This is a genomic window from Ornithinibacillus massiliensis (assembly GCF_018310345.1).
In the GTDB taxonomy this organism is placed as follows: Bacteria; Bacillota; Bacilli; order Bacillales; family Amphibacillaceae; genus Ornithinibacillus; species Ornithinibacillus massiliensis.
In genome coordinates this window covers 75,497-95,583 of the sequence record NZ_JAGXBY010000004.1, presented here as the reverse complement: position 1 = coordinate 95,583, position 20,087 = coordinate 75,497, and the positions used below count along the sequence as shown (strand labels likewise).

Genomic DNA, 20,087 nt, shown 5'->3' with positions numbered 1-20,087 from the left:
CTCTGGCAAACAAAACGACATATATCTAAAAAAATAAATAAACTTCACAATAAAGAATTAGATGACGATATAGTAGTATGAGTAAGTTTGTAAAAAAGGGGGAACAGCATGAATCATCTTGATACATATAATACAAAAAGGGTTCATAAAGTAAATTTTATATTATTATTTGCCATTACCTTTCTGTTAGTAATACCAATCGTACTGGCTAGAGGTTTGGGAGATAGTATTGGCATTATTATAGCTGGTTTAGTCGTAATTATCATCTCTACTGGTAACTATTTCTTGCCAATACCAGCCTATGTGAAAGGGTTTATTTTTGCACTAATACCAAACCTAGTTGTGATGCTGCTATTCGTTATAGATGGATTTGCATTAAATAAGCACTACCTTATATTTTTAACAATAGCTATGATTGCGTTGTATTTTAAAAAAGAATTAATATTAATATTCGGTATCGTATTAAACATACTTTTATTTGCCTTGTACTTCCTAGAGCCTACAAATCTGCTTTCGATTGATGATAATTTAAAGGGATTTATTACGGTAATCGCTTTGATAGATGGAATCTTAATTGCGCTATACCTATTAACGAAATGGGGAAGGGATTTAGTAGAAGAATCATCGAAAAAGGAATTAGAAGCGAAGGAATTACTCGATAAACTGCAGGATACTTTCCATACAATTGAAGATGGCGCGAATAAATTAGATTCAACAATAGGTCAATTTAATAAGGATATTTCAACAATAGTTGAATCCAGTGAGCTAGTATTAGATTCGGTTCAACAAATGGCTACTGCTATTCAAGATGAAGCAGAAAGTGTTAGTACGGTTAATGAATCGATGGGCTCATCATTAGAGAAAACAAATCAAACAATAACCATTTCGCAAAATATCGTAGAAAAATCAGAGCATATGAATGGGGAAGTACAGGTAGGTTGGGAAAAAGTTCAACAGGCAACCAACCATATCCGTACGGTAAATGATGCAATTGGCACAACTACGTTAACAGTAACAGATTTACAGGACAGCTTAGGTAGGGTAAATTCATTGCTTCAAGGTATCAGGGATATAGCAGAACAAACTAACCTACTAGCCTTAAATGCTGCTATTGAATCCGCACGTGCAGGAGAGTATGGAAAAGGCTTTGCCGTTGTAGCAGATGAAGTTCGTAAACTAGCAGAACAAAGTGCTAGTATTACGGTTGATATTACGGAGGTAACGGATAACCTGTTCCAAAAATCAGAGAATGCTAAAGAAAAATCTACTGAAGGAGAGCTTGCAGCTCGTGAAGGGATGAAATTATTGAATGAGGTTTCTTCCTTCTTCGATGAGCTGAAGAAATCCTTTAAAGATACGAGCACTAGTCTATCTATAGGCATGAAAGAGATTCAATCCGTAACAGGTGATTTTAAAGCTATCCAAGAGCAGCTGGAAAACGTAGCAAATATTTCCGAGGAAAATGCTTCATCCACACAAGAAATTGTTTCTACATTGGAAAGTGAGCATGATCTAATTACATCGATTAATACAGCAGTAGTTGAAATAAGTGAATTAAGTAAGGAATTAAAGCAATTAATTAACAAGTGATATAACAAAAAGTTATCAATGAAGATAGAAATATAGTATTTTTTCAAATTAACAATAAGATCTATACTGAATACAGGGGGGATTCAGAATGGATCTTATTTTTATCTTTTTGACAGGAATCATTGCTACAACTCTAGGGACAGTAGCGGGTGGGGGAGGATTGATTAGTCTTCCGATGATGTTGTTATTAGGAATGCCAATCCATTCCGCAATTGGCGCAAATAAAGTATCTAATACCGTTAGCTCTTTTTCGAGTTTTTTTCATTTGCTCAAGCATAAGAAGATTTCATTGAAAGAATGCTACTGGATTGTTCCGATTAGTATTACAGGCGGACTGAGTGGAGGATTAATTGCAACGTTACTCCATCCTGAACATCTTTATATCATTGCAATTATCCTATTATTATTAGCACTTATAACTTCTATGATTGGAAAGCGAAATTTTCAAGGTGGTAATGTTCTAAAACCAACTAAAATAAGTATTCCTGGCTTGTATGGTATCGGGATTTATGACGGTTTATTCGGCCCTGGTCAAGGGACATTAATGCTTTACCTCTTTGCCTACTTAAAGATTGATTATATTAAGGCTGTAGGCTATGTGCGTTTTGCGACGTTCTCAAGCTGTATTGGTGCAGCTGCGATGTATATTGCATCAGGGAAGATTATGTGGGGTTTAACACTTGCACTGCTTTGTGGCTCATTCATCGGAGCGCAAATTGGCGTTCGAGTAGCTGAAAAAATTAAACCAGCATATATGAAGCCGATTTTACGTATCGTGACTCTAGCTCTAATCGTTCAAGTGTTTGTGGAGAATATGATGTAAAGAAAAAGGCCAGCTCATTTTGAACTGGCTTTTTACATACCTTCGAATACAATCTTCCCATCCACCATAGTAAATATGACATTGGCGGTCTTTATTTCTTCAGGAGTTACAGCAAATAAATCTTTATCCAAAACAATTAAATCAGCTAATTTTCCAGCTTCTAATGTACCGAGTTCTTTTTCCCGAAATGAGCCATAGGCAGGTGCATAGGTATATGCCTTTAGTGCTTCAGCAAGCGTAATTTTCTCGTCTTCACTCCAAACTACTTTCTCATCATCTAGTCGTGTTACAGCGCGATAAATAGCGGTTAAAGGGTTTAAGCCTACAACAGGATAATCACTTCCGTAAGCTAATGTAGCCCCATGATCCATCAGTGTTTTTTGTAGCATATAACGTTGCATACGTTCCTTCCCAATCAATTCTTCAAATACATCATATGAAGAACCATTGATATGTTCTGGTTGAATGGAAGCAAGCACACCTAATTCATGGAAACGTGATATATCCTCTTCTCTAATCATTTCTATATGCTCTATGGCGTGCCGTGAATCTTTATTTCCATTTTGTTTCTGTGCCTCTTCGAACGTATCTAATGCAAACTTTACAGCCTTATCACCAATACAGTGGAAGCGGACACGGAAGTTTTCCTTATCAGCAGCTATCGTCCATTCCTTAATGCTTTCTTCAGGATAAACGGTACTACCTATTGAATCTGGCTTGTTTGTATAGGGATCTTGTAAATAGGCAGTATAGCTAGTAATAACCCCATCTATAAATTGTTTAAATCCAGTAAACTGTACCATATTAGAATGATACGTATTACGAAGTCGTTTTGCTTCTTCTAAATCGCCATTTAACGGTGCTACAAAGTGTACGCGAGTTGTCAGTTTGCCCTTTTGTTCAAAATCTGCATAAATAGCTGCTTCTTCTGTACTCATCTCTGGTAGTCTCAACAAGTCATGTACCGAAGTAATACCATATCGGGATGCTTCACGTAAGAATTTCTCAAGGAGCTGCTCTTTATCTTTTAGTTTCATTGGCATTGCTTTTGTAACGAGCCCAACGGCATGTTCTAGCAATAATCCAGTTGGATATCCGTTTTCATCTTTTACGACTTCACCAAAGTCTGGATTCATTGTATCCTTTGTTATACCAGCAAGCTCTAACATAGCACTATTAATCCAAGCACTATGAAACTCTGCTTGATATAGTATTACAGGTCTATCTGGAACAGCCACATCTAAGTATTTTTTATCGACTTGCTCCGCTGTATTCCAAGTATTATCATCCCAGCCGCTACCAATAATAAGTGGTGTATCTGGATGCTTATCTGCATATTCTTTTACTAGAGCTGCAACAGCTGTTGCAGAACGAGCTTCAGATAACGACACACTATCTTCTAACATGCTGCCTAACAACAGATGGATATGAAAATCATGGAAGCCAGGAATAATCAGTTTATCATCAAAATCGATAACCTTAGTTTGATTCGAAACATATTCCTCTATATGCTGTTGATCAATGACATCCACAATCCTATTATTGGAAATGAGAACAGCAGCCTGTATAGGGGATGATGTAGTGCCTGTAAAAACGGCATTACTAGAAATAATATAATCAATCGTATGCGACATAAGGTTCTCCTTTTTGAGTGTAAATTTATTTTCATATAGATGTAATCATATAGTATAGTTAGAAAAAATACTAGCCGTTTTCCTACCTAGGGGTTAAGCATTTAGGTAACGTGATTCTGTATCTCTTTATTTCTATCAGACCGAATAAATCGTGTTCCTTTAAATGTTAGAATACCGAGGTCGTCTACCCCTGAATGAAAATCCGATTCGAATGGTACCATAGTAATTTCCCCTTTATATTAATACAGCATAAACGATAAGAAGTTTCCAAACGAATCATAACACAAAAAAGACTAGTCCAAATACTTAGACTAGTCTTTTTTGCTATAATGCGACAGTATTTTTCGATTTTTTTACCATATCAATAAAGATTTCAATCATGCGTGTATCGTTCGTCAGCTCTGGATGAAACGCAGTAACTAGAATGTGATCTTGTTTAGCTGCAACAATATGGTTTTCATAGGTTGAGATAATTTCAACATGCTGAGCTGCTTTCTCAATGTATGGAGCTCGAATGAATACAGCTGAAAAAGGTAAGTCAAGCCCTTTTATCGGTAGTACTGCTTCAAAGCTTTCCTTTTGCCTACCAAAAGCATTTCGTTTTACACGCACATCCATTAGCTGTAAGTGAGCTTCAGAGGATGCTGAAAGCTCTTTTGCGACAAGGACCATGCCTGCACAAGTACCGAACAGGGGCTTACGCTGTTTACTAAATTGTTTTAATGGCTCAAAAAAACCGTATCGTTCAATTAGTTTACGCATTGTAGTACTTTCTCCTCCTGGGAGAATTAAGCCATCAATCTCTTTAAGTTGTTCAGGCTTTTTTACGATAACCCCATTACAACCTGAAGTTTCAACTTGGTTAATATGCTCGGTTACAGCCCCCTGCAAGCCAAGTACACCAATTACAAGCCTACTCATTATGACACATCCTTCCTAGCAAACATTAGTCTTTTTACCAGCCACGCTCTTGCATACGTTCTTCTTGGCTAAGTGTTGAAATATCAATTCCTTTCATCGCAGTACCAAGTTCTGTTGATAATCGACCGATTAGGTCATAATCTTTATAATAGGTAGTAGCTTGGACGATTGCACTGGCGAATTTTTGTGGATTCTCTGATTTAAAGATACCAGAACCAACGAAGACACCATCTGCGCCTAATTCCATCATAAGAGCAGCATCGGCAGGTGTTGCAACACCACCTGCAGCAAAATTAACGACAGGTAGTTTCCCAGCTTCCTTAATTTCATTTAATATGTCATAAGGTGCTCCTAGATTTTTCGCTTCTGTCATCAATTCGTCATCGCTCATATGAGTCACTTTACGAACTTGCGCTTGAACTTTACGCATATGACGGACAGCTTCTACAATATTCCCTGTCCCGGGCTCCCCCTTTGTACGAAGCATTGAGGCTCCTTCTGCAATTCTTCTTGCAGCCTCACCAAGATCACGACATCCACATACAAATGGAACAGTAAAATCACGCTTTAGTAGGTGAAACTCCTCATCAGCAGGTGTAAGTACTTCACTTTCATCAATATAATCCACACCCATAGCCTCAAGCACTCTAGCTTCAACAATATGTCCAATACGGGCTTTTGCCATTACTGGTATACTTACAGCACTCATTACTTCCTCAACGATACGAGGGTCTGCCATTCTAGCTACACCACCAGCTGCACGAATATCAGACGGTACACGCTCTAATGCCATGACTGCAACTGCGCCAGATGCCTCTGCAATCCTAGCCTGCTCTGCATTAACAACGTCCATAATAACGCCGCCCTTTTGCATTTGTGCCATTCCACGTTTTACTGTTTCTGTGCCTAGTAATTTTTCCAATCGTAACACTCCCTGTTTAATGAGTTGATTTATTTGAATTTTAATTTATTATAAAAATTAGTTGGCATTGTTGAAAGTGTCAGTTTTATATAATTTGATGATGCCAGTATGGAGGGATAGGATGAAGATGTTATCATGTGAAATGAACCGAGATAGTGTAGTTCCATTGTACGAACAGCTATATACCTATATCAAAACCGAAATAATGAATGGTCAAATTCCACATAATACAAAATTACCATCCAAACGAAAGCTGTCCGAATTTCTAAAGGTTAGTCAAAATACAGTCGAAACTGCATATGAACAATTAGTTGCAGAGGGCTATGTCGAAGGGGTCCCTCGGAAAGGATATTTTGTTTTAGCCTCGGAGGACTTAGAATATGTACAAGAGATCAATCCCATGCTTCACCAATCCGCCGAAAGCAAAGAGCAAATTCGTTATGATTTTCATCCGAGCTGGATTGATACAGAACATTTTCCATATGCCAAGTGGAGAAAGCATGCCAAAAATAGTATTGATATAGCAAATCAATCTTTATTATTAATGGGAGATAGGCAAGGGGAGTATATCCTACGAGAAGAAATTGTTCATTATCTCTATCAGGCAAGGGGTGTTCACTGTTCTCCAGAACAGATTATTCTTGGAGCGGGCATTGAGACACTACTGCAGCAGCTGATTTTATTAATGGGGCAATCCGTTGTGTACGGTGTAGAAGACCCAGGCTACCATGTCATTTCTCGTATTCTGAAAAACTATCCTAATGAAGTCATACCATTAGAAGTTGATGATCAAGGAGTAATAGTAGACTCCTTAGAAGCTTCCCCAATCAATATTATGTATGTAACACCGTCTCATCATTTCCCATATGGTTCTGTTCTATCGGCAAACAGAAGGATAAAATTATTAAATTGGGCCATGGGGGGGGATGACCGTTATATCATTGAAGATGATTATGATAGTGAATTTCGTTACAGTGGAAAATCTATTCCATCCTTACAAAGCATGGATAAGAGAGAGAAGGTTATTTATTTAGGTACATTTTCCAAGTCATTAATACCATCTATACGAATTAGTTACATGGTATTACCGAAGCCGCTCTTAAGTCGATATCAGAAGGAATTGTCCTTTTTTCAATGTACCGTATCAAGAATTGATCAACATATCCTCGCTCATTTTATGAAAGAAGGGGATTTTGAAAGACATCTGAATCGCATGCGTAAGGTCTACCGGAGAAAGATGGAAAAAACATTGCACCTGTTAAGGCCATATTCTGATGTGGTCGAGATAATTAGTGATTTATCTGGCTTTCATGTTGTATTAGAGGTAAGGAATGGCTGGAAGGAGGATAAACTATTCCAGCGTGCAAAAGACGCGCATCTTAAGATATATCCGTTATCAAACTATACCATCGAAAAGCAATCCAGCTCATTTCCGAGAATTATTTTAGGTTTCGCTGGGATACCTGAATCAGAGCTAGAAACAGCTATTACAAGTTTACTAACCTGCTGGGGCAGGGAGCTAGAATCGTCTTCTTAATAGCATCATCAGTCAGGGTAAGATTTATATTTTTCAGCTACTTCTGGTCTAGGTCTACCATAGTGCCAGTGGGCTGTGAGACTCCTCAAGAAGGGGTCTCACTTAGCCTACAGGAACTTATCAGCTTAAATGGTCTTAAGTAGTAATTTTTTTAATAGCGGTGCAAAATGTTCAGGTAGATCCGCTACACTAGGAATCATCACTCGTTCTCTTCCATAAATATTTTGCAGAGTATGGTCTTCGCGTTCTTCAATTTCACCATTCGCTAAAAACATACCAATTATTTCAATCCCTTTTTTACGAGCTTCTGAAACAGCTAGATTCGTGTCCACTATCCCGTTCTGGTCATAGTTGGCAGCAGCAGGTTCCCCATCAGAAAAAACGAGTAAGAATTTATTCTTTTCTCTTCTAGCCTCAAGCTCTTTTGAAATTACTCGTATACTAAATCCGTCACGATTGTCTTCTTCAGGTTCTAACTGCATGATTTTCGGCCCGTTCTGTTCATAAAAAGAATCAGTAAAGGTATGAATACGGTGAAAATAATTAGGTTGATAGCCTTCTTTAACTTCATTTGCATCTTCCCAAAACCCGATGATAGAATGAGGAATCTTCAAATGCTTTAATACCTCATGGAAGAGGACTATTCCGCGCTTTGTTTCTTCCATTTTATTATGCATGGATGCTGAACAATCAACGAGAAGGGTGAATACAGCATCAAACTCATTCGTATCTTCATTCTTCTTATAAAAGACTCTTGGATTATCATCCGTAATAATTGGTAAAAGCTTCTTCGATAATCTACCGAAAACGAGATCACGTCGTGGTTCATTCTTTTTATGCTCAATCGTTTTCTCAATTGTTTTGGCTAATTTGCGTTTGTATGGTTCAATATCCTTTACAAATTGTTGATAGTCTTCTATTTCTTCTTGTGTTGGGGTACTAGCTTCTTTATCTATTTTTATAGCATCCTTGTTTTCCTCACCAAACTCATCCGTCTTTCCGCTTTGCTTAGAAGATTCATCCTTTTCCAGTGCTTCCATTTCGGAGTAATCGTTCTCTTTGCTTTGGCTAGATGCCCCCTGAATAGATGCTATCGCCTGGTCTCCCTCTTCTGTTTCTCGAGCTCCACCGCCTAGAATACTTGTATTTGTCCCTTGTTCTAACTCGAACTGTAAGAAATTTTGCTTACGGTTTTCATTTTTATTTTCCCGATGCCAGGTGGAAAACTCCTGGTCAAAGTATTCACTTTCCTCTTGATCCACCTCTTCAAAATCATCGTTATTTAATGAATCTGTTCTTGTCAGTTCGTCAAATAGAGTATTTTTCTCATACCGTTCCACATGACTAACTGGAAAAACAAAGTATTCATTCAGTGTGTCTTTATAATCAGTTAAACGATATACAATTTGTTCAGTTATTCTCGTCGTATCAGCTGTACTTCTAGCTTCAAATAATTGGAATAGGTATGGTTTTAATTCTTCCAACTTCTGCAACTGTCCAGCTGTTGCTTTAGGGAAGGAAGGATTTGGACGGTCTGATACAAGTTGCAAATAGATTAAACAAAAAAGCTCATCCAAGGGAAAGCTTCTCGTCGCATTCACAATTAACTGACTAGAAAAGTAGTGCTGATATGCATCTCTACGAATGGCAAAGGCTTTTGTTGTTCCAGGTCGATCATGTTTAATAATCTCCTCCAGTCGTAAGTCCTCTAGTAAAGCAAACAATTGATAGGAGAATTTAGGTAAGGGTGAATCCGTTATATGATCGAGAAAGGCATTCATTTCAGGAATGGTCGAGTGTCTTAATGTTCCTATAGCCCGTAAATAGACATCCGTTTTTAAGCCAGCTTCTTTGATTTCATAACTAGTATTATCCCAAAAGCGACTTGCAGTGAGCTTAAAATCGATAAGATCTACAATAGAACCGAAGTTGTATTCGAACTTAATCGTAGCATCACCAGATAAGACGTTAGCAAGATCTTGAAGCTGTAAGAATAGACTGGTATCGACTCTTGCATCATTAAAGACATGCATCTTGCATTCTCCTATCTAAAAATAAGTTTCTGCTAAATTCTTCACAAACTCTTTTTCTCTTTCCTCATCTAACTTATCCACGATGGAGCGGAGGACGGCTCTTTTTGGTGGAATCAAGACACTTAAATCACACGCGTCTAATAATGCGCGAATGGATGCGGCATCCTCAGACAGCTTTCCTTGCACAACTGCTTGAATTAAATCGGAGGACAATTTAACAAAGCGTTCAATCAGTTTTTCATCGGTTAACTGAGTATTTGTCTTAATTAGTTGCTCTAATTGCTCCCCTTCAATATATGGAATTTCTAACACAATAAAGCGATTTTTTAATGCTTCATTTAGGGGGACAGTACCAATGTACCCTTCGTTAATGGCAGCAATTACACCAAATCCGTCTTTTGCTGTAATCACATCATTTGTAAACGGATTTGTAATCGTTCTTCGGTAATCAAGCACACCATTAATAAGAGGTAATGTCTCTGGTTTAGCCATATTTACTTCATCAATATATAGAAATGTTCCATTTGTCATAGCATTGATAACTGGTCCAGGAACAAATTCGATTACTTGTTTTTCTCCTTGATAAGATAATGTTTTAAATCCGAGTAAGCTTTCTGCATCTAAATCAACTGAGCAGTTCACACTAAACATAGGTTGATTAAAAAGATTAGAGAGGGTTTCTGCAAATTTAGTCTTTCCTGCTCCTGTAGGACCTTTTAATAATACGTTTTTGCCCATGCTAAGGGCAGTAATTGCATCAATTAACAGGTCATTATTAGGTGGCATATACCCACCTTGTCTAATAAGATCTTGAAATTTATCAGAATGGCTTCTTTTTTCCTTTATTAATGTTGTTATTTCGTTGGGTAATGAGTAGTTTATTGTCATGTTGGTATCTCCTTTCCTTGAACATTGTAAGCTTTTTTAACTTGAATCACAAAAGGAATGTTTGATAGCAAGAATTAAAGTAGAGGAGATGTGAAATGAGACATCTTAGAATGATTATCGTTTTCCTGATACTAGTATGGTCCTCTCCCTATAAATTATCTGCATTAGAGTTAGAAGAATCGACCCTTCGGCTAGAAATAAAGGAACTCTATTTACCATATGCCTATTCTATGCCTAGAGAGCAAGAGGTTACACATATCGTTATCCATTCTTTAAGTAATGTTGTAGCTAATCCGGAAAATCCTTACCAAGTAGTTGATCTTTATCTGTTATTAATGGAATATGGCGTGTCTACACACTATTTGATTAATCGAGATGGTGAAATATATCAACTAGTTTCGGAGAATCGGGTGGCCTTCCATGCTGGTAGAAGTAGCTTTCCGTACCTTCCATTCTTTCCTCATAGCTTGAATGAATACAGTATTGGAATTGAATTAATGGGGATTGGTACTCGGGAAGAAATGCTTCCCTTTGTATCAGAAGAAATCTATGATTCCTTACATGATAATTTTATAGGCTATACAGAAGTACAGTATAGAGCTCTATCCCGATTGCTAAATGATATCCACAAGCGTTATCCAACTATTCCCCGGAGTCGAAACCATGTGATTGGTCATGAGGATTATGCACCGGGAAGAAAGGTTGATCCAGGTAAATTATTTGATTGGGAAAAAATTAACTACTAAATTTCCATTATCTTGAAACAATTCTTAAAGGATAAACGTATAAATAGGTGACTCAACGAAGGGGAGGAGATATAAATTACAGAAAAAGAAACATTGCTAGAAGAATGGCCAGGAGCTATTGGAGCTAGAAGAGGTTCTGCTTCATGAAGATTTTGTAATGATTGTGTAATGATGCATATTGTAAAATAATTTACGTCATGATCAATAAGTAAAACACTAGGGGGAGTAGTGTTTGTAGTAAGGGGTGATGGGTTTTGACTAAGAAAAGACAACTATATAGCAGATATACAAAAGAGATAAAACTAGAAGCTATTAGACGAGTTCTAGAAGAAGATCAACCTGTCCAAGAGGTAATTGCTGATTTAGGTATAAGGCATCGGGATAATGTTTATGAATGGATCAAAAAATATAAAAAGAGTGGTCCTGAAGCCTTCGATAGACCTATCAGAAAAACAACAAAGCCATTGGAGAAGAATAAGGTTGAAGAGCAGTTACAGCATTTGAAATTGGAAGTAGAAGCTTTAAAAACATACATAGAGACTTTACTTCACTGTGAAGAAGAAAAATATAAAGCAATCCAAGTCTTAGAAAAGCAGTATCCTATCGAAGTCCTATGTAATGCATTAGATGTATCGGAAGTAAGCTTTCATAAATATAGAGAGCGTCAAGGGATAAATTAATGTTAACAAAGAATTAATACCAGATCCTGCTATCATAAAGATAATAGTAATAGCGGGATAAAACACTATATTCACTCATGTAGACTGTAGCGGAAGGAGGGGCACGATGGAAAACACCGTGATCCCTCTAATTTGATAGACTGTAGCAGCGTACTTCTTCGGGGAAAAGTTGGATAAAAGGTTGAACAAATACAACCTACCTCCCCAGCTTGTGCTGTGAAAAAATACAAAGGATACACTCCAATCGGATGTCGACTATATATTGGAAGAAATCGTAAGTAAAAAAAATCTTGGGCATGAGCATAGCCTATTATTAGTTGGATTAAGACCCTTTTGTACTCCTTAGTTCCTAATTAAGTGATCTTACTATTTTATCTAATTGCTGATCAATTTCATCTTGAATAGCAAATAACCATTCGTCATAAAAATCAATGAACATTCTTTCTTTATATTGGCTCATCAGTTCGATAAAAATCGACTTTTTCCTTTCAAGGTCCTTTTCTAGAACGCATCCGTAAAGTAATTGCATGTAATTTAATAAGTCGAAAGATATATCGCCTACCAAGCTAATATTTTCGCGACCGATACTGAGGTGACAATCAAGTCCGTGATTTTGTAAGATACTTTTAAGATGATTTAATGCTACACGTAGATTGTTTTTTGCACTAACTAGATCAATTTCTCCCCAAAACTCATTAATTAATGCTTCCCTAGAAGTAGAATTATGATAGGCTAAATAAGCTAGCAAATTTTTAGCTTTTCGCTGATTCCACTTATCGGTAATTTCTCTTCCTTGGTATTTCACTGAAAATCCATTGATTATGTTTATCTCCAGAGTATTGAAATTTTTGGAAATTAAGTAGTCGATATTTTTGATAAATTCTTGCTCGATTATATTAGTAAACGAATTGGATAAACCGTTTTTAATAAAATTCGATACGAGTGTAGTGAATGTATATGGATTGTCCAGTGGAACAAGGTTAGATGCATTTGGAACAACATAGCTTGCTGATTTATTCAGGTATGTTTGATATAAGTTAGTTTGCTGAATGGGAAAGAGTGGATCCTTCTCTCCTTGAATTAATAAAACCTCTCGATCAATATCCTTTAATTCCTCTAACGAAACCGTTTTGGTTAGCATTTCAAAGAAATTAAAATAGGTTCGTTGATCAACTTTATTATAGGCTTTCATTAATAAATACTCTTTCTCTGGTGTGAGATTGTGACAGATTTGGTGGATTAAGTTTTTGGCTAGTTCAGATATTTTTCCATCTGTAACCATTTGCTTTCTTTTTTGAAGCTGCTTTGCTGTCACTTCTTTTGGAAAATACATATAAACAGATGCCAGAATAAGCTTATCTACCTTCTCAGGGTATTGTTCTAAATATTTTATTGCTAGATTCCCACCGATTCCAAATCCTACTGCGTGAAACTTAGGAATATTGAGTGCAGTAATAAGTGTATGTAAATCTTCTACGAGTGTATCCCAAGTAATCACGGATGTATCTGCTTTTGTTTTACCGTGCCCTCTCATGTCAAATGTGATAATGTTAAAATGATCTTGGAGATATGGTATAATTGGTTCCCACATCGTTAAATCTAGTCCCAACCCATGCAACAACAGGATATATTCGGATTGCTCACTACGTGTATTATATAATTGATAATGAATCTGAATATGATCTATTTCCAATTGCATATATATGTGATTCCCCTATAAATAATAAGATATGTGGTAATTATATTATACATAGGAAAATTTTACTATTGAATAACTTAGTAAAGTTAGGATTGGTTAGTCGCTTTTAGTGATAAATACAAGATAGGATGGTGTTTACGTTGTATGTTACCATACCAGAGCTAGCAGAATATTTATCCATGCATGAGGCGAAGGTGAAGTCTTTAGTTCTACAAGGAAAAATTCGTGCCATACATGATGGAGAACAGTTCCTAGTAAACAAAACGCAGTTCACCACCCATTTAGAACAAGTGGAAAAATATAGACTGATGATTCAAGAATACTTGAATACCCCTATCCCGGAAGATATTGATGTAAAAGATGAAGACTAGGAGAATGGTTGAATGTCACAGAATAGAAGAAATGCGAAGCCCACAAGAAGTGGTACACTTAAATTTAAGGTAAATGAACCAAGTGAATTATTGGCCTTTTTGTTACAGAAGATGGAAGGTAGGAGTAGAAACTCTGTAAAATCTATTCTAACACGGGGACAAGTAAAGGTAGATGACCATATCGAAACAAAGCATAACTATCCTCTTCAACCCGGGCAAGTTGTTAGTGTACTAAAAAATAAAGTAGCGGTGAAGGAAAGTACATTAATTGGAATGAAAATACTATTTGAGGATAATTCGATTATTGTCATTGAGAAGGATGCAGGATTATTGTCCATCGCTACGGAAACAGAAAAGAAGAACACGGCGTTACACCAGCTAATGGATTATGTAAAACGTCGTGATCCAAGAAATCGTGTATTTGTTGTACATCGTCTAGATAAGGAAACTTCTGGTGTTATGATGTTTGCCAAAAGTGAGAAAGTAAAACGAAAGCTTCAGGATAATTGGAAGGAGCTAGTTCAAGAGCGTACTTATGTAGCGCTGGTAGAAGGAGAATTAAAGAAGCCAGAAGGAACCGTAAAATCCTGGTTGAAGGAAAGTAAAACTCACAAAATGTACTCTGTTCAAGATAAGGATGGACAATTTGCAATCACACATTTTCGAAAAATCCAATCGAATAAACAATTTAGCTTAGTAGAAGTGAACCTAGAAACAGGTAGAAAAAATCAAATACGTGTTCATTTAAGCGACATTGGATATCCCATTGTTGGAGACAAGAAATATGGAGCAAAAACGAATGAAATTGGTCGATTAGGTCTCCACGCCAAAATACTTTCCTTTCATCATCCAGTAACTGGACAGCTCATGTTATTTAAGTCAGATATGCCGAAGTCGTTTTTAACAAAATCGAGGTAACCCTAAAACGCCCAAAGGCACCACATTACGTTAGTGGTGCCTTTTCAATTACTCTTCCATTTTGGCCTTCCGTTGTTTCTGCATGTTTTAATGAATTAATAATGGCTTCTTCGGTTGCTTCAGCTACAGCTTGAAATAATTGGTTCATTGCTTGGTCATCGTCACGTAAGTATGTGATAGACTCTAGGTGACCATTGACATTATGAACAGAGGGATTCGCTGTTGTAAAGGCTATTGCGATATCTCCGCTACCATTATCCATATGGCTGCCAACACGGCCAAGTCCTGCAGCAGTACGCTTTGCGAGTCGCTTTAATTGCCTGTCGTATAAAGGTGCATCTGTCGCAATAATCATCATAATAGATCCATCTGTTGAGTTAGGGTTTTTCTTCTTTGGGAAGTTTGCAAATAATGCATCTTGACTATCACCGAAGTTACTAAGAACGAGACAACCGACCGTGTATTTTTCATTGGACGCTGTAACGACTCGGGAAGCTGTGCCAATACCACCTTTATACCCAAAACAAATCATGCCTTTTCCAGCGCCTACAGCACCTTGTTGAACAGCACTACTACTTGCATTTTCAATTGCTTCGATAGCATGATTCGGTCGGACAGCTTGAAGTCGCATCGAATTTAAGAAGCCGTCATTACATTCCCCAACGACCACATTTAATGTTCCGGCAGAGGTACCTATTTCTTTATTCTGTTGGAGCATATATGTAACGGTACCCTCCATGACAGGACCAATACTTAAAGTATTGGTAAGCATAATAGGTGATTCAATAAAGCCTAGCTCCTCCACTTGGACAAGCCCACTTGTTTTTCCGTAACCATTAATGACATGGCAGCCAGCCCGTACCTTTTCATAGAAGAGATTGCCTGAATGTGGTAGGATAGCGGTGACTCCGGTACAGATGGTTTGTTCTTTATTCACTTTTTCATATAATGTCTTATGTCCTACTTGTACACCCTCTACATCTGTTATACAGTTCTTTTTCCCCTTTTGTAGTACCACTGAAATTCCCCCCATTATAAACATGTTACCTATATTATGTACGAAATAAGCCGGATAATCACGTGGATTCTTCACAGCTTGTTCAACTGAGGTAATGAGATATTGTTCTGGAACTCGAACTTCACCGAACAAATGGTAAAATATCCTGTAGTAATGTAAACTTATACATAGGATTGTAACAGGGGGAATTGAATATGAAACCATTAATTTACCAAATCTTGATCATCGCCTTCATTTGGGTTGGAATGGTATTTTTTGTTCAGGATATGGACCAAATGAGTAAAATGATTTTCTATTTAGTAACATCCTGGCTTCTATTACTAGTTGTACTTTTAGTTAAGGAGATAATTCGTAATAGAAAAAAATCAAATTAATCTTTGAGAGGCAAGAAAGGGCTCATGCTATGCTAACGATTGAAAATATACATAAATCTTATGGTGATAAGGTTTTATTTGAAAATATATCTTATACGATTACAGAACATGATCGTATTGGATTAATTGGTGTAAACGGTACAGGAAAATCTAGTTTTCTAAAAGTAATTGCAGGTCTTGATTCACCAGATGCCGGATCAATTCAATATCCTAAGGATTACCGGATTGAGTACTTACCACAAGAGGCAGAATTAGATCCGAATCTATCCGTTATCGAACAAATTTACTATGGTGAAGCGGCCATTATGAAGGTAATGCGTGAGTACGAGAAGGCGCTACAGAAGTTAGAACTGGATCCAGAGAATACGAAAGTCCAGGAAGCACTAATGAGAGTCCAACAAAGGATGGATGAGTTAGAGGCTTGGGAAGCTAATACAACAGCGAAAACTATTTTAACGAAGCTTGGTATTACCGATTTTAATAAAAAGGTTACCGAATTATCCGGAGGGCAACGTAAGCGGATTGCGATAGCCAAAGCATTAATTCAGCCAGCTGACTTATTGATTCTGGACGAGCCAACCAACCATCTCGATAATGAAACTGTAGAGTGGTTAGAGAAATACTTACAGAGCTTTAAGGGAGCGCTTTTACTCGTTACCCATGATCGATACTTCTTAAATCGGGTAACCAATAAAATAATTGAGCTGGATAAGGGAAATTTGTATTCTTATGAAGGAAACTATGAGATTTTCTTAGAGAAAAAGGCAGAGAGAGAAGAATTAGAGCGAAGCAATCAACAAAAGCATGCTAATATTCTAAAGCGTGAATTAGCTTGGTTAAAAGCAGGGGTTAAAGCACGCACAACAAAGCAAAAAGCTAGAATCGATCGCGTTCATGAAATGAAGGAAAAGACCTTTCATACAGATCAAAACAATGTCGAGTTCCAGGTTGGTTCTACTCGATTAGGTAAAAAGGTAATCGAGTTAGTGGATATAGCTAAAACAACCGAAGGAAAACAGCTAATACAGCATTTTAGCCAGCTTATTATTCCCGGTGACCGTATCGGTATTATCGGACCAAACGGTTCAGGAAAGACAACTCTTTTAAATGTAATGGCCAAGCGATTGTTACCAGATCATGGGGAAGTAATTATTGGTGATACAGTGAAAATTGGCTATTATACCCAAGGGGAAGAAGAACTAGATGGTGAGATGCGTGTAGTTGATTTTATAAAGGAAACGGCTGAAGTCATCCATACAAAAGAAGGAGATGTCATAACGGCAGAACAGATGCTAGAACGCTTTCTATTCCCACGGTCTGAGCAATATAATTATATTCGCAAGCTATCCGGTGGAGAGAAGAGGCGCCTATATCTATTGAAGGTACTTATGACAGAGCCAAATGTTCTTTTTCTAGATGAGCCGACAAACGACTTAGACATTCAAACATTAGGTGTTTTGGAAGAATATTTAGACCATTTTCCTGGCGTTGTGATAACGGTATCCCATGATCGGTATTTTCTCGATCGCGTCGTTGAAAAATTACTAATCTTTGAAGGAAAAGGTAAAATAAGCCCGTTCTATGGTAACTATAGTGAGTACTTGGAGAAGCATCAGGTAACCGCAAAAAGGGAAGTAAGAGAAACAAAAGCAGAACAGAAGCCAAAGCAAAAAAAGAAGCTTTCGTATATGGAACAAAAAGAATGGAACGAAATCGAGGATCAAATCGCAGCACTCGAAGAAAAGATTACCGAGCTGGAAGCAGGCATTTTAGAAGCTGGAAGTGACTCGGAGAAGGTCCAGAAACTATTTGCCGAACAGCAAAGGGTTGAAGAAGAATTGAACAAGAAGATGGAACGCTGGGAAGAGCTATCCATTTTAGTAGAAGAATATAAAAATAAGTAAGAAAAGCTTCACAAGATAGAGTTTATATTCTATCCTATTTCCATAAAAGGATGATCAAATTGAAGGAAATTTACAGCGACTTAATTCAATTCCGTGGCACCCATTATGAATTTGGTTATAAACAGGGTGAGATGCTAAAAGATTCTTTAATCATCGAAAATCGTAGACGAATTTGGAAAATACGTAGAGCTCATTTTATTATTAAAGAACAAGAAGTAAAGGAAGCAATACTTCCATTTGCACCAGGTATTTGGGAAGAGCTACTCGGTTTACGTGACGCATTACAATGGGATATGCAAGAGGTGCTACGTGAGTTTGGCGGATACCGACTACATTATCAGCGAAGTGGATGTTCTATTTTTACTGATACAGATTATATGATACGCAATTATGATTATCATCCTAAAACATATGAAGGAAGGTATACGATTTTTTCACCGACCGATCAAGGCTATGCTGTCATTGGTCCCTCGCAAAGGATTACCGGAAGAATGGATGGAATGAATGAAAAAGGTCTAAGCCTTGGCTATAATTTCATGCATCGTAAGAAACCAGGCGACGGTTTTATTTGTAATATGATTGGCAGGATGGTTCTGGAAAATTGCGCAACGGTCGAAGAGGCAGTAGATATGTTGGAGGAAGTCCCACATCGTCATAGCTTCAGTTATATTGTATTAGATAAGTCTGGAGAAACGTTTATCGTAGAGGCGACACCACGGGGAACCGAGGTTCGCAGATCGAATGTTTGTACGAATCATTTCGAAATCATGACACATGAAAATCGTCATCATTTAGTAGATTCCTATAAGCGAATGGATGCCATCGAAACGCAGAAACACCGTGTAACAAATGCCTATCAAGCTTTTCGAATGATGAATGATTCCGATAAAGGAGTATTTTCAAACCAATATAAAAACTGGTCTGGAACAATACATACTTCTGCTTATTTTCCAAAAGAATTAAAAGCATGGTTTGCATTAGGTGGAGATCGTGAACCTATCATCTTTGATTTTGGAAAATGGTTAAATGGAGAGCAAATAAATTTAAAACGGATTTTAGGGAAAGTGGATACTGACCTACCATTCGTGCATATGGATAAGAATGTACGTTGAATTTGTTGATAGTATGTTTAAATATTATCATGTGACAAAAGATAAGAATAGTTATTTTAAATTGTATTCATAATTTTAGGAGGAAAATCTGATGAAGCTCTTTCAGGTTCGGAAAGGTCAATTTGTTTTTTATCAAAATGAATTGCACAAAGTTTATACGGTAAAACCGATGTTTAAAAAGTCGGTCCATTTATATCGACTAAAAGATATGAAACAAGTCCTAACAAGCGCTAATGAGATTACTTTATATAAGCCAAAGCATAATGATACATTTATTTTCTATGGAAAACGATACACGATTGACGAGAGTAGACGACCTAATCCTGGTGATTACATATTAATTACAAAGCCTGCACCAGATTTACTAGACCATTATTCTTTAAATTCTATTGAAAAAGTGGCTAGTGTGGAAGACGGTAATGTTGTGACAACTAGGGATAATGGTGTAAAACATAATGAATACGTTGTAATGGTTCCTGGTAAAGCGGATGCTAGTCAAGAAATTGCCTACTATGATAAAAGCTTAGTACCGGAGGAGCAGCAAATTCAAGATGAATCGATAACGTACCTAACCGACAGTGATGAAGATGTCGTAAAACCAGTTGTTGGAGATGTCTTTTTAGATGTTGAGCAAAATACAAAAGCAATGGTAGTCGCGATGACCGATGCAGAGGTTATTTTTGGTCATGGAAAACGAGTTCATGTTACCGATTTATTTGATGAACAAAAGTACAAAGTACTATTTCGGATTGAGGAGGATCTTTAAAGCTCTTTTTGCTTTAAGGATCTTCTTTTTTAGTTAAGAAAATATTAATTTTAGCATGCATATCGTAACAGCCATGTCTATCTCAGAGCATCTGCGGCGAGTGAGAATCCCCTTACCTCAACCCAGTCCATACGTCTCTTTCCAGTGTTTA

General features: G+C 37.2%; 18 protein-coding genes. 11 read left to right on the top strand and 7 right to left on the bottom strand.

Features of this window, described 5'->3' with window-relative positions:
* Positions 1-108: 108 nt before the first annotated feature.
* Together KGF86_RS12620 and KGF86_RS12615 are read left to right on the top strand one after the other, a co-directional pair.
* A complete protein-coding gene (locus tag KGF86_RS12620; RefSeq protein ID WP_186868921.1) occupies positions 109-1,590 on the top strand; it encodes a methyl-accepting chemotaxis protein in 1,482 nt (493 codons plus the stop codon).
* Positions 1,591-1,678: 88 nt separating this feature from the next.
* The gene (locus KGF86_RS12615) at positions 1,679-2,413 is read left to right on the top strand and encodes a sulfite exporter TauE/SafE family protein (RefSeq protein ID WP_186868920.1); all 735 of its coding nucleotides are present in this window, start codon (positions 1,679-1,681) and stop codon (positions 2,411-2,413) included.
* A gap of 32 nt (positions 2,414-2,445) precedes the next feature.
* Here the strand turns inward: KGF86_RS12615 and KGF86_RS12610 are convergent, their stop codons facing one another.
* The 3 genes from KGF86_RS12610 to pdxS form a co-directional block, all read right to left on the bottom strand.
* A complete protein-coding gene (locus KGF86_RS12610; RefSeq protein ID WP_211742088.1) occupies positions 2,446-4,047 on the bottom strand; it encodes an amidohydrolase in 1,602 nt (533 codons plus the stop codon).
* Positions 4,048-4,371: 324 nt separating this feature from the next.
* Positions 4,372-4,968: a pyridoxal 5'-phosphate synthase glutaminase subunit PdxT gene (gene pdxT, locus KGF86_RS12605; protein WP_186868918.1), complete on the bottom strand. Its 597-nt coding sequence runs from the start codon at positions 4,966-4,968 to the stop codon at positions 4,372-4,374.
* A 34-nt stretch (positions 4,969-5,002) separates the two neighbouring features.
* Entirely contained in the window at positions 5,003-5,890 is an 888-nt protein-coding gene (pdxS, locus tag KGF86_RS12600) for a pyridoxal 5'-phosphate synthase lyase subunit PdxS (RefSeq protein WP_186868917.1), read from the bottom strand.
* 121 nt (positions 5,891-6,011) lie between these two features.
* Here pdxS and pdxR point away from each other — a divergent pair, with 121 nt between their 5' ends.
* On the top strand, positions 6,012-7,427 hold the full coding sequence (gene pdxR / locus KGF86_RS12595) for a MocR-like pyridoxine biosynthesis transcription factor PdxR (RefSeq protein WP_186868916.1): 1,416 nt from the start codon (positions 6,012-6,014) through the stop codon (positions 7,425-7,427).
* A 125-nt stretch (positions 7,428-7,552) separates the two neighbouring features.
* Here the strand turns inward: pdxR and KGF86_RS12590 are convergent, their stop codons facing one another.
* Both KGF86_RS12590 and KGF86_RS12585 read right to left on the bottom strand, forming a co-directional pair.
* Positions 7,553-9,460 carry a vWA domain-containing protein gene (locus KGF86_RS12590; protein WP_211742087.1) on the bottom strand — a complete coding sequence of 636 codons (1,908 nt, stop codon included), beginning with the start codon at positions 9,458-9,460 and terminating at the stop codon, positions 7,553-7,555.
* Positions 9,461-9,475: 15 nt separating this feature from the next.
* Positions 9,476-10,348, bottom strand: a complete 873-nt coding sequence (locus tag KGF86_RS12585) for an AAA family ATPase (protein ID WP_186868914.1) — start codon at positions 10,346-10,348, stop codon at positions 9,476-9,478.
* A gap of 95 nt (positions 10,349-10,443) precedes the next feature.
* On the opposite strand from KGF86_RS12585, the gene KGF86_RS12580 reads away from it, so the two are divergent.
* Both KGF86_RS12580 and KGF86_RS12575 read left to right on the top strand, forming a co-directional pair.
* The gene (locus tag KGF86_RS12580) at positions 10,444-11,094 is read left to right on the top strand and encodes an N-acetylmuramoyl-L-alanine amidase (RefSeq protein WP_211742086.1); all 651 of its coding nucleotides are present in this window, start codon (positions 10,444-10,446) and stop codon (positions 11,092-11,094) included.
* Positions 11,095-11,348: 254 nt separating this feature from the next.
* The gene (locus tag KGF86_RS12575) at positions 11,349-11,774 is read left to right on the top strand and encodes a transposase (RefSeq protein ID WP_186868912.1); all 426 of its coding nucleotides are present in this window, start codon (positions 11,349-11,351) and stop codon (positions 11,772-11,774) included.
* 349 nt (positions 11,775-12,123) lie between these two features.
* Here KGF86_RS12575 and KGF86_RS12570 read toward each other — a convergent pair whose 3' ends face one another.
* Positions 12,124-13,473 (bottom strand): alpha/beta hydrolase, encoded by a 1,350-nt coding sequence (locus tag KGF86_RS12570; RefSeq protein ID WP_211742085.1) that lies wholly within the window; start codon positions 13,471-13,473, stop codon positions 12,124-12,126.
* A 140-nt stretch (positions 13,474-13,613) separates the two neighbouring features.
* Between KGF86_RS12570 and KGF86_RS12565 the strand changes: the two genes are divergently transcribed.
* Positions 13,614-13,844 carry an excisionase family DNA-binding protein gene (locus KGF86_RS12565; protein ID WP_186869104.1) on the top strand — a complete coding sequence of 77 codons (231 nt, stop codon included), beginning with the start codon at positions 13,614-13,616 and terminating at the stop codon, positions 13,842-13,844.
* A gap of 12 nt (positions 13,845-13,856) precedes the next feature.
* Entirely contained in the window at positions 13,857-14,762 is a 906-nt protein-coding gene (locus KGF86_RS12560) for an RluA family pseudouridine synthase (protein WP_211742084.1), read from the top strand.
* Between the two features lie 25 nt (positions 14,763-14,787).
* Here the strand turns inward: KGF86_RS12560 and KGF86_RS12555 are convergent, their stop codons facing one another.
* Entirely contained in the window at positions 14,788-15,780 is a 993-nt protein-coding gene (locus tag KGF86_RS12555; protein ID WP_211742083.1) for a DmpA family aminopeptidase, read from the bottom strand.
* Positions 15,781-15,974: 194 nt separating this feature from the next.
* Here KGF86_RS12555 and KGF86_RS12550 point away from each other — a divergent pair, with 194 nt between their 5' ends.
* The 4 genes from KGF86_RS12550 to KGF86_RS12535 all read left to right on the top strand — a co-directional run bounded on the left by KGF86_RS12550 (position 15,975) and on the right by KGF86_RS12535 (position 19,936).
* Complete coding sequence (locus tag KGF86_RS12550; RefSeq protein WP_186868908.1) at positions 15,975-16,154, top strand: hypothetical protein; 180 nt, start codon at positions 15,975-15,977, stop codon at positions 16,152-16,154.
* Between the two features lie 29 nt (positions 16,155-16,183).
* Entirely contained in the window at positions 16,184-18,058 is a 1,875-nt protein-coding gene (locus KGF86_RS12545; protein ID WP_186868907.1) for an ABC-F family ATP-binding cassette domain-containing protein, read from the top strand.
* Positions 18,059-18,117: 59 nt separating this feature from the next.
* Positions 18,118-19,170, top strand: a complete 1,053-nt coding sequence (locus KGF86_RS12540) for a C45 family autoproteolytic acyltransferase/hydrolase (protein WP_186868906.1) — start codon at positions 18,118-18,120, stop codon at positions 19,168-19,170.
* 91 nt (positions 19,171-19,261) lie between these two features.
* Positions 19,262-19,936, top strand: a complete 675-nt coding sequence (locus KGF86_RS12535; protein WP_186868905.1) for a hypothetical protein — start codon at positions 19,262-19,264, stop codon at positions 19,934-19,936.
* Positions 19,937-20,087 lie beyond the last annotated feature (151 nt).